This window comes from Nocardia sp. KT25-26, assembly GCF_056627695.1.
Map to the genome: position 1 here is coordinate 3,022,536 of NZ_CM152813.1, position 13,705 is coordinate 3,036,240.

Below are 13,705 nucleotides of genomic sequence, written 5' to 3' on the forward strand. Positions count from 1 at the left end.
GGGCGTCGGCGCGATAGCATCGCCGATTACAGGCCCCCGTGCAATCACCTTTGCCCGATTTGCCACCACCCGAAACGCGCAGCGGCCGGCGACGGGAGGGACTCCACCGCCGGCGAGAACCCGAAGTGGAGATCACCGATGGCAGTGCTGATCGACTCCGACTACTTCACGCCGGCGGACCGGCCGGAGGCGGTCACCGCGATTCTGCAGGAAGCCGACATCGGGGCGAACCTGCGGCTGTGGGATTCGCCGGCCGAGGTGGTCAGCCGGCACCATGCCTGGATGCTGGGGCCGATCGCGCTCACCCGCTCGGAGGTCTCCGGGCACCAGGTCTGCCGGACCAGCCGGCACGAGCGAACCACGCCCAGCGACACCCTGACGGTCACCGTGCAGACCGGGCAGCTCCGCAGGCACGAACAGTTCGGTGGCCAGACGCTGATCGAACCCGGTGCCTGTGAGGTGATCGACCTGGCCACCACGTTCGCCTCCGGCTGGCACGGTCTCGGTGGAACGCTGTGCCTGCAGTTGTCCAGGGAACGCCTCGGCGTTTCCGTGGAAACTGTCGTCGCGGCGCACGGACGGCTGGCGGCATCGCCGCTGTACCCGATGGTCACCGCGCAGATCCGGCACCTCGTCGGGATCGCGGACCAGCTCGAAGCGGATCCGGCCGCCGCGACGATGGGGGAGTCGTGCCTGGAAATGGTGCGGGCGCTGTTGATCTCGGCCGCCGGTCGCGGGCCGGGTGACGGCGGCGCGATTCCCGAGCAGTTGCTGATCGAGCAGATTCTCGGATATGTGCGGACCCACCTGTCCGATTCGACATTGAAGATCCCCGATATCGCCGCCGCCAACAACATCTCCGTGCGGCACCTGTACAAGGTGTGCGCACAGTCGGGTATCAGCCTCGAACAGTGGATCATCGAACAGCGTCTGGTCCGGGCCCGCGATATGCTGACCGACCAGGGCTACGCTCACCGGTCCATCGCTGCCGTAGCCGGTGCGGTGGGTTTCCGCGACGCCACCCATTTCGCCCGGCGTTTCCGCGAAGCGTTCGGCATGACCCCACGTGATTGGCGCCGCACTGCCACCGATCCGGACCCCTCGTCTACGTAGTCAGGGTCGGGGCCCGGCTGCATGCACAAATGTGCGTGCAGAGTCGGGTGACGTGCAGCGACAGTCTCCATCACCGCCGCATTCCTCGTTATCGTTCGAATGCGGCTGCGTGAGACCGCTTCAGGAGTCCGAGTGTTCAGTGACGGGCACCCGCGCAGATGCAGTCCGTGCCGAGGACTTCGAGAGAGAGGGGAGACCATGTCCACCACGATCGGCAAAGCCATTCGGGCGGCAAGAATGGCCTCCGGTTTCACACAGGCGGAGCTGGCCGACTGGATCGGGATCACCGACGGCAACCAGATCAGCCGGTGGGAACGGGGTGTGGTGACACCGAGCCCTGACAATGCCGGCGAGTTGGCGAGAGTGCTGGGGGTGCGTCTCGACAACACCGATGAATCACTCGGCCGGCGTCCTGCCACTGCCCGGTGACACAGCTTTCCTCGTAGTGCCGCCGCCCGTCGGCCTCACCACGGAGCGCCAGCTGTTTCACCGCGCGCAGATCCGCAGCGGCCGGTACATGCAGCGCGACCAGGTCGAACCGGGCAAGCACTTCGCCTTCGACACCCACCAGAGAAGACGCGTCCAGCACTGCTGCCTTCCCGGCTCGGCGCCGGCAGATCCGATCGGGATGATGCGGATCGTCCAGTTTCCGCGTTGACAGTCGTCGAGGCCCGAGCCGGTGCACGGTCGGTACGTGTCTGTCGTGGGCACGCGGCTCGGTAAGGCCTTCACGTTCGGTTCGGCGTCGGCGCTATCACTCCCGCGAGGTGGTCGTAGGCGATATGGCAGTGCAACCGCACTCCGGTGGCGAGAGTGTCGTCGTCGGCATAGAAATGCGGATTGTGGTTCATGTACAGGCCGCGGCCGCCTGCGGTGGGGCGTGGGTTACCGGCATGGTCGAGCTCGACGTCCTGGACGCCGAGGGTGACGTAGAGTCCGCCGTATGTGTTGACGAATTCCGAGACGTCGTCGTACCCGAGGGTCGCGCCGGTCTCGGCCAGTCGGCCCGGTCCGACGACGCGTTCGAGAGTCGGCAGGGCGGCGTCTACCCAGGGCTGCAGGTTGTGGACGGCCGGGACGTCCTGGAGGTAGTCGACGGTGGCGGTGCAGCCGAAGGCTTCGGCGGTTCCGGTCGCGAGGGTGGTCAGCCGCTTCCGGACATCGGCCATGTCCGATTCGACGGCGCAGCGGATGGTGCCCCATAGGGTGGTGGTTCCGCCGATGATATTGAAGCGGCCGACGTCCTCGATATGCCCGATGGTCACGGTGATCGGGTGGAATGCGTCCACCTGGCGGTAGAGCTGTCCGATGCCGGTGAGGATCGCGCCGACGGCCGGCATGGTGTCGATGCCCATCCAGGGCGTGGAACCGTGCACCTGCTTCCCGGTGATCTCGATCCTGATCAGGCTGGAGGCACCGAACTGGTTGCCGATCCGGTAGCCGACGAAACCTCTCGGCAGCGGCACGACATGGAATCCGAACGCCATAGTCGGTTTCGGATCGGCACAGGCACCTTCGAGGATCATTTCCCTGGCGCCGCCCTTCTCCGCCACCGGAGGCCCCTCCTCGGCCGGCTGGAAGATGAACAGTACGGTCCCCGGAAGCGATTCGCGTTCGCCGGCGAGGACGGTGGCGGCGCCGAGGAGCATCGCGGTGTGGCAATCGTGCCCGCAGGCATGCGAGACCGGGAACGGGCCACCGGGATAGTCGTCGTCGACAACCTTCGAGGCGAAATCCACTCCGCATTCGTCGGGCACCGGCAGCGCGTCGATATCGGCGCGCAGCGCAACGACGCGTTCACCCGGGCGGCCGCCTCCGAGCACGCCGACGACACCGTGCCCGGCGATACCGGTACGCACCTCGTCCAGGTCCAGAGACCGCAGATGATCGGCGATCAAGGCTGCGGTGTTCCGCTCGCGATTGGACAGTTCCGGATTCCGGTGCAGGTGGTGGCGCCAGGCCACGACCTGGTCGGCGACAGCTGCCGCGGCCGCATCGAGCCGGTCGTAGATCGTGTCGTCGGACATGAACGCACTCCAACCTGATCGGCCGCCGGGGCGGTGTCGTGTCGGGCATGAGATCCGTCCTCTATTGAATAGCTGATTATTCGCCGAATGGCGCGCATCGTGGCCGATTCGTAGCCGGAATCGCCGTACGGCCAGGTCCGCACGAGGCCGCCGGAGTAGAGGTGGACCGAATCCGATTGACCGGCCTGCCGCAACCGGCGCAGGGTGGCGGGTATGGAGACGCTGCGCGAAGTTGCCGACCGATTTGCGGTGGGGGAGTGCGCCGGAGAGGAACTGCCGATGCTCGCGGCGGAGGCGTTGGCACGGGGCGTGGATTCGCCGGCTCTGGTCGAACTGGCCTGCCTGCATCGCACGGACTGCCGTGACGCTCCGGACCTGTTCCTGAATGCACTGCACGAGCTCGACCTGATCGAGGGGGTCGATGATCACTGGCCGACTCGGGAGCGCGAGGTGCTGCTACGCCGGGCGCGGCAGCAGGCGGAGCGACTACTCACCGGGGACGGCGATCTGATGATCCGTGCGAGTCGGATCGCCGCGCTGCTGTGCCGGTTGGAGCACACAGGCGAGCCGACCGTTCCCGGACTCGCGGATCTGGCAACCGATATCGAAGTGCTCAACGCGCTGTGGTTCGAGGGCTACGGCCACCCGGACACGATCGCGGCGGATATTCGGCTGGTATGCCGGAACCTGCTCGATGGGCCGCCTTTTGCGCCGGGGCTGTCGCGTGCGGACCACCGTGCGCAGCGCCGGTAGCGGGTCGATCAGCGCCGGGTGGTACCGGTGGACCCTGGCTGCGGCCTAGCGAGTGGGCAAGACTGGTGGCACGCCCGAGGCCACGGAACACCTTGCCGCTCGGCGCCGCATGCCGAGTGCCTGGAGAGTGATCCGGCAACCGGTGCGGTTCGATTCGGAACGGAAGGAAGCATAGCGAATGAGTGATATCGGCGGTTCCGCGTCTGTGTGGTCGATCGGGCTGCACCCCGCATCTCTGGACCACAGTCGGTTGCCCGGCTTGGACGAAGAGACGCTCACCGCGAGAATCGCTGCGGGCCACCGGATGCTGCAGGAAGCCGGGTTCGAGGTCGAGTTGTGTATGGTGCCGCTCGACCCCGATGCCGCCGAGGCAGAGCTGCGCAGGTGTGCTGCCGGTAAGTCGTTCGGGGTGGCGATGATCGGCGCCGGAGTCCGGACCGATATCGAGCACACGTTGTTGTTCGAGCGGGTGGTGAATGTGGTCGGCGAGGTCGCGCCGGGGGTGAAGTTCTGTTTCAACACGTCTCCGGAAACCACCGTCGACGCGATCAGCAGGTGGGTGAGCCCGAAGTAGCCGGTCACGGGCATGCGGGGCACCGGCGTAACGTGGTCCTGTCATGACCGATCCGGTGAGTACACCACGGTCACCGCGACTGTGGTGGCCGCATACCGTCATGGCGGGACTGGATGTGGGCCGGTACTTCCGGTGGCGGCGCGCCCGCGACGGCGATCCGTTCCGGATGCGGCTCCCGGGAACCGGGGACGTCCTGTTCACCGGGCATCCGGACGGTGCCCGGGACGTGCTGCGCATCGTGACCGACGCGCCGGTCACGACCCCCAATGTGATCGCGCCGATGGTCGGTGAGAACTCGGTGCTGCTGGCCGTGGGGGAGTCGCACACGCGGGGACGTGCACTGTTGATGCCGCCCTTCCACAGCGCAGCCATGCGTGCCCACGGTGCGACGATCCAGGAGGTCGCCCGCCGCGAAGTGCAACGGTGGCGCCCCGGCACCCGGCTGGATTCCCGTGCCGCAGCCAGATCGGTGACCCTGCAGATCATCCTGCATGTGGTGTTCGGGGTGCCCCTCGACGATACGACAGCGGATTCGGGATTCTCGACAGCGCGGATGCTGCCGCTGATCGCCGACTTCACCGATTCCTACATCGGTCCGCTGATGTTGCCGGCACTCCGGCGCAGCCTGTGGGGGCTGTTGCCGTGGGACCGTTTCGTCGCCGCGCGGTCCCGGGTGGATGCCGCCGTTCTCACGGAGATAGCCCATCGGCGGCACCGGCTCGCGGACGGAGCCGCCGGCCCCTCGGATGTGCTGAGTATGCTGCTCGCGACCCGGGACGAAGCCGGTGCCGGCATCCCGGACGCGGAGTTGGTCGAGCAGCTGCGGATGCTGACCGTCGCGGGACACGAAACCACCGCCACCGTGCTCGCTTGGGCGCTGTACCACGTGTACCGCTCCGACGACCTGCTCACCCGGCTTCGGTCGGAGATCGGTGCACTGGGGCCGGACCCACGCCCGGCGGACCTGTTCGCGTTGCCGTTGCTGGATGCGGTCTGCCGGGAAACACTGCGAATGCATCCGCCGGTGCCCCTGTTCGTCCGTCGGCCTGCCGAACAGACGACGGTCCGGGGTGTGGTGGTCGAACCGTCGGACGCCGTCGGAATCGTGCTGCCACTGCTGCATTCCGATCCGGACCGGTGGCCGGATCCCGAGCGGTTCCGCCCGGAGCGATTCCTGAACCGCCGCTACCGCGGCCACGAATACGCGCCCTACGGTGGCGGCCACCGCCGTTGCCTGGGATCCGCCCTGGCCGACTACGAACTGCGCATCGCTCTGGGCACCATCGTCTCCCACGCCGATCTCGCCCTGTCGTCCCGGGATCTGCGTCGTCCGATGCCCCGGGCGGTCGCGCACAGTGTCGTCGCCGGTCCACGTAAACCGATCCGGTTCGACATCACATCGGTCCACCCGCCGCGGAATTGCTGAGCGTCTGTCCGTCGGCAACCATAGGAGCGGCCACTGCGCGTCACGCTGCACACGGCGGTATTCCCGAACAGACGCAGGTTCAGCGTGATGCTGCCAAGGGTGCAGGGTTGACGGAATCAGCCGGTTCTAGGATGTTTTCGTGTCCCATTCCGAAGACCCGGCTCGGTTCGAACCCGTACCGGACCCGCGCCCCATCGATGAGCCGTGGCCGGAACTGGCGTGGCCGATTCCCGACGATGTGGAACTCGTGGCCGATGTCGTCAGGCTGACGACCGCCGACCCGGCGACCGATGCCGTCGAGCTGTTCCGGGCGTTGGATCGAGACGAGGTGTGGACACACGTCCCGCTGCGCTCCCGCGACGCAGTCGAACTCTCGGATCAGCTGGCGCGCTGGCGAGCGGATCCGGAGTGGCATCCATGGATCGTTCGCCTGTGTCGAACCGTTCGCGGTCTGCCCGCCGGATCGATCGTCGGAATGACCGGGGAACGTAGCGCGCAAGCCCGGTCCTTCAGGGCTGGGTTAGCGCATCGACTACCTTCCTGCCGCGCCGCTGGGTCGTTGCTGCTGCTCGATGTACTGCCGGACGATGCTGATCGGCGCTCCGCCGCACGATGCGGCGAAGTACGACGGCGACCACAGGTGCCCGTTCATCGAATGCTGGTTCACCCAGCTGCGGAACTCGTCGCGTAGTCGGCGGGCGGAGACGCCTTTGAGGCTGTTCACCAGCCGCGATACCGCGATCTTGGGTGGGTATTCGATGAGTAGATGAACGTGGTCGCGTTCGCCGTTGAACTCGATCAACTCCGCGTCGAAGTCGGTGCAGACTTTGTGCATCACGGTTTCGCAGTAGGTCAGCATATCGTCGGTGAGCAGGCCACGCCGGTACTTGGTAATGAAGACCAAATGGACGTGCATGGCGGAAACAACGCTGCGACCTCGCCTGTAATCCGCCGATTCTGTCATAGACCAATGGTACCCTGTGGGTGTGCAGCTCCGGTACAACTACCGCGTCTACCCGACGTCCGGACAGCGGAACAGGCTGGCTCGGGCGTTCGGTTGCGCGCGGGTGGTGTTCAACGATGCGCTGCGCGCCCGCCGGGACGCCTACGCTGCTGGGGAGAAGATCAGCGATACCGAGGTGCAGCGGCGGGTGGTCACCCACGCCAAACGGACCGCCGAACGGGCATGGCTGGCCGAGGTCGCCAGTGTGGCGTTGGTGCAGGCGTGCCAGGACGCGCGGGCCGCGTACCGCAACTGGTTCGAGTCGATGTCCGGCAGACGCCGGGGCCGCAGGGTCGGCGCGCCTCGGTTCCGGTCTCGCAAGGATCATCGGCAGGCGATCCGGCTCACCCGCAACGGATTCACACTCCGACCGAACCGGAAGCTGTATGTGGCCAAGGTCGGCGAGATCGAGGTGCGGTGGTCGCGGGAGCTGCCGTCCGTGCCGTCGTCGGTCACGATCGTCAAGGACGCGGCGGGGCGCTACTTCGCGTCGTTCGTGGTCGATGTCGACTCCGCTGTGCTGCCGGAGACCGATTCCGAGGTGGGGATCGACCTCGGATTGTCGACGTTCGCCGTGTTGTCGGACGGCAAGACGATCTCGTCTCCGAAGTTTCTACGCCGTGCGGAACGCAAGCTCCGCAAAGCGCAGCAGAACCTTTCCCGCAAGCAGAAAGGCAGCAACAACCGCGCCAAGGCTCGCGTGCAGGTGGCGCGGGCGCACGCCGAAGTCAGGGATGCCCGCACCGACTGGGCGCACAAACATTCCACGGCGATCGTCCGCGACAACCAAGCGGTCTACGTCGAGGACCTGTGCGTGGCCGGGCTCGCGCGAACGAGGTTGGCGAAGTCGGTCCACGACGCCGGATGGGGTCTGTTCCTGCGCATGCTGGAGGACAAGGCCCGCCGGTACGGACGGATGTTCCACAAGATCGACCGCTTCTATCCGTCGAGCCGAATCTGCTCGACATGCGGAGTGGACGACGGACCGAAACCGCTGTCGGTGCGGGAATGGACATGCGCCTGTGGCGCGGTCCACGACCGCGACCTGAACGCGGCCCTCAACATTGTCGCGGCCGGACGGGCCGAGACTCGAAACGCCTGCGGAGGGCCGGTAAGCCCTGCCGCTTAGCGGAAGGCACGGCCCGATGAAACAGGAACCCACTCCAACGGCGCACAGCGTCGTTGGAGGAATCCCGGTCCTTCATGGCCGGGAGGACGTCAATTCTCGGCATGGCCACCGACGGAATCTGGTCCGGCATCAGTTCTCGGGCCGTCTACCGCAGCGGGTGCGTTACACGGCCGCTGAGGCCGACGACGCCGACCACTTCACCGTAGCCGACCTCCGCGCTGCCAGGGCCCGCTACCCACACGATCCCGGCCTTGCCGAGTTGATCGCCGAGCTACGCCGCAGCAGTGCAAGATTCGCGCACTGCTGGGACAACCCGCGACCCGGACGACGGCGCAACAGCACGAAGACGGTCGTGCACCCCGATCACGGTGAACTACTCCTCGACTGCGACACCCTGCTGGTACCCGAATCCGATCAGACCCTGATCGTCTTCTCCGCCGCGGCCGGTTCCCGTGCGGCCTCGGCACTGGAACTGCTGCGGGTCACGGGGCTCGAGCAGTTCCGTGTCGGCCCGCCAGGCTGACGGTGAGGCGCTCGCCCGGCAGACCGGGCTCCTGGACGTCCGCGGGCGGCCGTGTCGAACGTCAGCACCCGGGCCGATCTGTGGGCGATGGCCCACGCCGAACGGCAGGCAGAACAGGATGGTCGCGACCACCAGGACGCCGCGGTGCGTGCCGGCGGCGCGGCGTCCGGCAGCGTCCGGACGTCGTCCACCCGAACCGGGTTGCAGCGAGTGCGGCAGTCACCGGGCCCAGACCGCGCAGGGGGACATCCTGCGCGCTGTCCACGGATTCGGAGTCGGCGGTGGCATACTCCGCAAGTATGCAGCGAGTGGCCTCCTGGTGGCATGGCGGGACAGCGGCGGCAGCGATCACGGGCCTGCTGATCTCGTTCGTCCGGCTGTTCACCGACCCGGCCGAGCCCGCCGAGGGGAATGCCGAATTGGGCTCGGTGGCGGAGCGGGTGGTGGGGTTCTTCAGCTTCTTCACGATCCAGAGCAATATTCTCGTTGCGGCCGTGGCGGTCACCTTGATGGTGCGGCCCGCCCGGGACGGGCGGGTGTGGCGGGTACTGCGTCTGGATGGTCTGCTCGGCATCCTGGTCACCGGCCTGGTATTCGTCACGGTCCTGCTGCCCGACACCGAGGTGCACGGCTGGGGCGCCGTGTCGAATGCCCTCCTGCACTACGTGACGCCGCTGCTGGCGCCGATCGGCTGGCTGTTGTTCGGTCCCCGGCCGCGCATCGACCCCGGTACCTACTGGTGGGGACTGCTGTGGCCGGTGCTCTTTCTCGGCTGGACCTTTCTGCACGGTGCGTACGCGCAGTGGTATCCGTACCCGTTTCTGTCGGTGAACCTGCACGGATACCCCAGGGTGCTGCTCAACAGTGCCGCTGTCGTGCTGTTCGGGTTGCTGGTATCGACGGTGTACCGGGCCATGGACCGGCTGCCGGCCCTGCTCGGTGCGGGCTCGGCCGGGTCCGTCCCGGCCACCGACGTCCGCGGCGTGCCCCGGAAATGAGACGGTGGCAGATCCGGCGTGTGGGCAAGCAGCGGGGACGACGGCAGGGCGTGAGTCCGGACCCGCCGCACTCGGTGCAGCGGGGTCACGCACCTTGCCGCTCGGCCCGCTGCCGGATCAGCTCCTCGACTGCGCTGGGGAGGGTGGTGTCGAAGTCGATCAGCTTCACCCATGTGGGGGTGATGACGATGCGGACCATGCCGTCGTAGAGTGAGCGGATCTCGGCCTCCCACTCGACGCGCTGCTCAGGGGTCATCTCGTAGGTGCCGTTCATCTGGAGGTATTCCTCCGGGATCCCGTCCACCACGTCCAGCTCTGCCCGACCGCGGACGAGCAGGATCTTCGGTGGATGGACTTCGGTGTCGATCGTGAGCGCGACCTCTGGTCGGTGCCGCAGGGCGGGCAGCTTCGGGGCGTTCTTCGTCGTGCAGACCACGACCTCGGCGCCGTTCCAGGTGAAGGCGATCGGGATATTGCGTGGTGTGCCGTCCTCGGCGACATAGGCCATACGGAGTATGTCTCGGGCGAGGAGTTCCCGGCTGATCGGCAGGTTCAGGATCCTGGTGATCTCGTTCGGTCGCATTGTGCCTACTCCTTCGTCGGTGTCGTCGAGCCGGTTCGGCTGCTCGTATTCCTGGGACGTAGCTGTTCCCGGGTTCTCGACATCCAGGTTCGGGCCCGACCGTCGGCGCGCTCGGCCGGACGTTCGACAGCTGACAGTGCGGGTCGAGCAAAGTGTGCCGCTCATCGGGAAGTTACCTGGCGGCCCGTCGAGGGCGCCCCTACCGTCGGCGAATCGGGCCGACCAGCCCGGAGCCGTCCCATTGTCACCGAGGGAGTCCCTGTGCAAGTAATTGTGTCTCGTCTGTCCGCGATGTTCGTGACGATTGTTGCCGCAGTGGCGGTCGTCATCGCCGGCGCCGGCACCGCGGCGGCTGCGCCGCAGACCGGCGAAATGTTCCTCACCTTTGTCCGCCACGGCGAATCGGCCGGAAACACGTCCGGATTGATCGATACGTCCATCCCCGGTCCCAGCCTGACTGACAAGGGCTCGGAGCAGGCTGGTGCGGTGGCTGCGCTGCTGGACAAGTGCAAGTTCGACGGGATTTACGCATCCCTGATGGTCCGGACTCAGGAAACGGCGAAGCCGCTGTCGGAACAGTGCGATCGTCCGGTCGTCGTCGAGGAGGGCTTCCACGAAATCGAAGCCGGTATCTACGAAGGTACTCCGGAAGAGGATGCGGTCGATACCTACCTGGCCGCGCCGATTCAGTGGCTGCAGGGAAATCTGGACGCCCGCATCCCCGGTTCGATCGACGGCCATGAGTTCAAGCAGCGCATGGACGATTCCATCCAGGACATCAAGGATCGCGGCGACAAGCGTGCGGTGATCTTCTCCCACGGCGGCGCCATGATGATCTGGACGCTCATGTCCGTCGCCGACCCGGATATGAGCAAACTGCAGACCGACCCGATCCACAACACCGGACGCGTGGTGGTGAAGGGCACGCCGTCGAAGGGCTGGAAGCTCGTCTCCTGGGAAGGCAGCTCCGCAGCCTGAGTGGGGCAACACTCGATGCTCTCCGCCCGGTCCGCCCACGTGTGCGGACCGGGCGGAGACGCTTCTCGGGGCGCTGGAGAACCTGGATCTTGCCGTGATGCCGAGGTGACGGCGGAGCCGGCTCAGTCGTGCAGTGCATCCGAATGGCCGTCGGCCAGTCGTGGCCAGTGGGGGATCGGCCGGCCGTTCATGTTCCCGCCCGCGTGGCGCCACTCGTGTTGTGGCCACCCGGCAGGGACGTCCTGCCAGGTTTCCTGACGGCCGTACGGTGTCAGGTCCATCAATGCGTAGCTGTTGTCCAGCGCCTCGATACCCCGCCGGGTGGTCCAATAGGTTTCGAAGACACGATCACCGGAACGCAGGTAGCTGATCAGGTACATCATCCGGATATCGCGGTCGACGAGCAGTGTTTCCCGCGTGTCCCGAGGTACCCCGTACCAGGGGATCTGCCAGCCGAGGAAATCGCGGTAACGCACGCTCTCGGCGTAGGGCCCCTTGCAGAAGATAGCGTAGGTGATATCGCGCGAGTGCAGATAGGACAGTTCCTGAACCTGACTGCCACACCAGGTGCAACCGCCACATTGCTCGGCAGCCGGCTGCCCGTCGTGCCACATGAAGAAGTAGGCGATGAGCTGCCGCCGCCCTTCGAATGCGTCGATCAGCGGTACCGTTCCGTGCCGGGTTTCGAGTGGCGCAGTCGCGTCCACCTCGACCATGGGCAGCCGGCGGCGGGCCGCAGCGATGGCATCGCGTTCGCGCGTGTTGGCCTTCTCCCGGGCCCGTAAGTCGTCGATCCGACGCTGCCAGTCGGCCCGGTCCGTTATCGCCGGCATCGGCCAATTCGTATCGTTCATGTTCGGTCCACGCAATCGTTGTTGTCGCGTTCGGCGAACTCGAATGCGAGCACAGATCCGGTTCCCGTCACCGGCAATGTGCTGCCTGCCCGACGATAGTGGCGGTGTTTTCCGGGTGCAAGACGGTCCGCGACCGGGATCCCTCATGGTGTGCGGGCGAATTCGGCGAGGGCGGTTCGCAATGCGTCGTCGCGACCGCCGGTGGTCACCTCCGACAACGCGACCTCAGCGACCAGCCGCACCCACAACCACGCGCTGTGGTCTGGATGAGCGGCACCGAGGTGCCGGAAATCCGGGACACACAGATCGGCGGTGCGCCGGGAGCGCCGCTGGACCGAGGCGACGACCCCGGGCTCGGCCCGGGCTTCGGCCAGCAGGGCACGCACACCGCGGTCCCGCAGGCAGGCATCGAGGTATGCGGCCGAACCGACGATCAACCGCTCCGTACCTGGCGGCATCGTGCCGACAGCAGTGTCGATCTCTCGCTCCAGCCGGTCGTGGAACCTGTCGTGCAGCGCCACGAGATAGTCGGCGCGAGTGGGGAAGTGGTGGAAGAACGTGCCCTTGGACACTCCCGTCTCCGCCACCACGGCATTCGCACTGAGCTTCTTCAGCGGCGTGGTCTCGGCCAAGCGGAAACCCGCATGGAGGAGCTCATCCCTCGTGCGTGCGGCTGCCGCTGCGCGCCGGGTACCGGATTCGGGCTTCGCCGACACAGTGACTCCTTCGATATTCGGGCGTACAGTTCAACTGACCGACCGGATGGTCAATGAATGTTAGGGGTTGTCATGCACGGTTCGATCAGCACCCGCCTCGGCCGCGTCGCCTACCGGGAGACCGGCACCGGTCGTCCCATCCTGTTGCTGCACGCGAACCTGCACGACCACCATGATTTCGATTCCATCATCGGGCCGCTGGCTCGCCGATACCGGGTGATCGCTGTCGACTGGCCGGGGCACGGCGCGTCGGAGAGTCCTGCCGAGATCACCGCCGCGCTGCTGGCCGACACGCTCGAAGACATCGTCGACGGGCTCGGGCTGGAACCGGCCGTCGTGATCGGCAATTCGGTCGGCGGGTTCGCGGCCGCCCGGCTGGCCATCGCCCACCCCGAGCGGGTCGCCGGCCTGGTGCTGGTCAACACGGGCGGATTTGCCCCGTTGAACGTCGTCACCCGTGGATTCTTCCGGTTCCTGGGGACACCTGCGATCACTCGCCGCCTGCTGCCCATCCTGGTCCGCTGGTACATGCGACCGCGCAACGACGCCGACCGTGCGATCGGTGCCCGCGCAACCGCCCGGGCTGCCGGCGTTGCGGGCGCGGCGACCGGCGGTGCGCTGTGGCGCAGTTTCGCGGACCCGGCCGCCGACCTCCGGCCCCGGGCGGCGGAACTCGCGGCACCCACACTGCTCGTGTGGGGCACCCGGGACCTGATCGCACCGCTGCCCTACGGCCGTGCCGTCGCCGGGCTGATCCCGCACGCAGCTTTCCACACGCTCCCCACCGGACACGTGGTATTCGCCAGCGCACCCGAGGAGTTTCTCGCGCTCGTGCTGCCGTTCATCGAGTCGCTCCCGGTCGATCCCGCCGCAGCCCGCCGGCCGGGGCATCCGCACTGAGGTTCCGGGGGCGGCCACTCGAACGGCGGGATACGGCCGGCCTGGGAACAAGGCCATCGGCGTGCGGAAAAGTTTCGGGCGTATTACGGCAAAGCTCTGTTGTCTGGAGGGTTGCTGTCCTACTGTTT

At 66.8% G+C, this 13,705-nt stretch carries 16 protein-coding genes; 11 read left to right on the top strand and 5 right to left on the bottom strand.

Going from position 1 to position 13,705, the window contains the following annotated elements; translation table 11 throughout:
- Positions 1–138: 138 nt before the first annotated feature.
- The 3 genes from AC1HFH_RS13740 (at position 139) to AC1HFH_RS13750 (ending at position 1,771) form a co-directional block, all read left to right on the top strand.
- Complete coding sequence (locus tag AC1HFH_RS13740; protein WP_480243156.1) at positions 139–1,113, top strand: AraC family transcriptional regulator; 975 nt, start codon at positions 139–141, stop codon at positions 1,111–1,113.
- A gap of 198 nt (positions 1,114–1,311) precedes the next feature.
- Complete coding sequence (locus tag AC1HFH_RS13745) at positions 1,312–1,542, top strand: helix-turn-helix transcriptional regulator (RefSeq protein ID WP_480243157.1); 231 nt, start codon at positions 1,312–1,314, stop codon at positions 1,540–1,542.
- 16 nt (positions 1,543–1,558) lie between these two features.
- Positions 1,559–1,771 (top strand): hypothetical protein, encoded by a 213-nt coding sequence (locus tag AC1HFH_RS13750; protein WP_480243158.1) that lies wholly within the window; start codon positions 1,559–1,561, stop codon positions 1,769–1,771.
- A gap of 70 nt (positions 1,772–1,841) precedes the next feature.
- On the opposite strand, the gene AC1HFH_RS13755 is transcribed toward AC1HFH_RS13750, so the two are convergent.
- The gene (locus AC1HFH_RS13755; RefSeq protein ID WP_480243159.1) at positions 1,842–3,140 is read right to left on the bottom strand and encodes a M20 metallopeptidase family protein; all 1,299 of its coding nucleotides are present in this window, start codon (positions 3,138–3,140) and stop codon (positions 1,842–1,844) included.
- Between the two features lie 213 nt (positions 3,141–3,353).
- On the opposite strand from AC1HFH_RS13755, the gene AC1HFH_RS13760 reads away from it, so the two are divergent.
- From AC1HFH_RS13760 to AC1HFH_RS13770, 3 genes are all read left to right on the top strand, one after another.
- Entirely contained in the window at positions 3,354–3,893 is a 540-nt protein-coding gene (locus tag AC1HFH_RS13760) for a hypothetical protein (protein WP_480243160.1), read from the top strand.
- A gap of 259 nt (positions 3,894–4,152) precedes the next feature.
- Positions 4,153–4,467, top strand: a complete 315-nt coding sequence (locus tag AC1HFH_RS13765) for a hypothetical protein (protein ID WP_480243161.1) — start codon at positions 4,153–4,155, stop codon at positions 4,465–4,467.
- A 100-nt stretch (positions 4,468–4,567) separates the two neighbouring features.
- A complete protein-coding gene (locus tag AC1HFH_RS13770; protein WP_480243162.1) occupies positions 4,568–5,893 on the top strand; it encodes a cytochrome P450 in 1,326 nt (441 codons plus the stop codon).
- Between the two features lie 532 nt (positions 5,894–6,425).
- On the opposite strand, the gene tnpA is transcribed toward AC1HFH_RS13770, so the two are convergent.
- Positions 6,426–6,857: an IS200/IS605 family transposase gene (tnpA, locus tag AC1HFH_RS13775; protein ID WP_480243163.1), complete on the bottom strand. Its 432-nt coding sequence runs from the start codon at positions 6,855–6,857 to the stop codon at positions 6,426–6,428.
- A 22-nt stretch (positions 6,858–6,879) separates the two neighbouring features.
- Between tnpA and AC1HFH_RS13780 the strand changes: the two genes are divergently transcribed.
- The 3 genes from AC1HFH_RS13780 (at position 6,880) to AC1HFH_RS13790 (ending at position 9,546) form a co-directional block, all read left to right on the top strand.
- Complete coding sequence (locus tag AC1HFH_RS13780; RefSeq protein ID WP_480243164.1) at positions 6,880–8,025, top strand: RNA-guided endonuclease InsQ/TnpB family protein; 1,146 nt, start codon at positions 6,880–6,882, stop codon at positions 8,023–8,025.
- A gap of 16 nt (positions 8,026–8,041) precedes the next feature.
- On the top strand, positions 8,042–8,548 hold the full coding sequence (locus tag AC1HFH_RS13785; RefSeq protein ID WP_480243165.1) for an MmyB family transcriptional regulator: 507 nt from the start codon (positions 8,042–8,044) through the stop codon (positions 8,546–8,548).
- A 299-nt stretch (positions 8,549–8,847) separates the two neighbouring features.
- Positions 8,848–9,546 carry a Pr6Pr family membrane protein gene (locus AC1HFH_RS13790; protein WP_480243166.1) on the top strand — a complete coding sequence of 233 codons (699 nt, stop codon included), beginning with the start codon at positions 8,848–8,850 and terminating at the stop codon, positions 9,544–9,546.
- Between the two features lie 85 nt (positions 9,547–9,631).
- Here the strand turns inward: AC1HFH_RS13790 and AC1HFH_RS13795 are convergent, their stop codons facing one another.
- Positions 9,632–10,129 (bottom strand): pyridoxamine 5'-phosphate oxidase family protein, encoded by a 498-nt coding sequence (locus AC1HFH_RS13795; protein WP_480243167.1) that lies wholly within the window; start codon positions 10,127–10,129, stop codon positions 9,632–9,634.
- Between the two features lie 291 nt (positions 10,130–10,420).
- On the opposite strand from AC1HFH_RS13795, the gene AC1HFH_RS13800 reads away from it, so the two are divergent.
- Positions 10,421–11,107, top strand: a complete 687-nt coding sequence (locus AC1HFH_RS13800; protein WP_480243168.1) for a histidine phosphatase family protein — start codon at positions 10,421–10,423, stop codon at positions 11,105–11,107.
- A 122-nt stretch (positions 11,108–11,229) separates the two neighbouring features.
- Here the strand turns inward: AC1HFH_RS13800 and AC1HFH_RS13805 are convergent, their stop codons facing one another.
- Positions 11,230–11,940, bottom strand: coding sequence for a DUF899 family protein (locus tag AC1HFH_RS13805; protein ID WP_480243169.1), 711 nt, complete (start codon positions 11,938–11,940; stop codon positions 11,230–11,232).
- Between the two features lie 164 nt (positions 11,941–12,104).
- The gene (locus AC1HFH_RS13810) at positions 12,105–12,593 is read right to left on the bottom strand and encodes a TetR/AcrR family transcriptional regulator (protein WP_480243170.1); all 489 of its coding nucleotides are present in this window, start codon (positions 12,591–12,593) and stop codon (positions 12,105–12,107) included.
- 156 nt (positions 12,594–12,749) lie between these two features.
- Here AC1HFH_RS13810 and AC1HFH_RS13815 point away from each other — a divergent pair, with 156 nt between their 5' ends.
- Entirely contained in the window at positions 12,750–13,577 is an 828-nt protein-coding gene (locus tag AC1HFH_RS13815) for an alpha/beta fold hydrolase (RefSeq protein ID WP_480243171.1), read from the top strand.
- Positions 13,578–13,705: the final 128 nt, after the last annotated feature.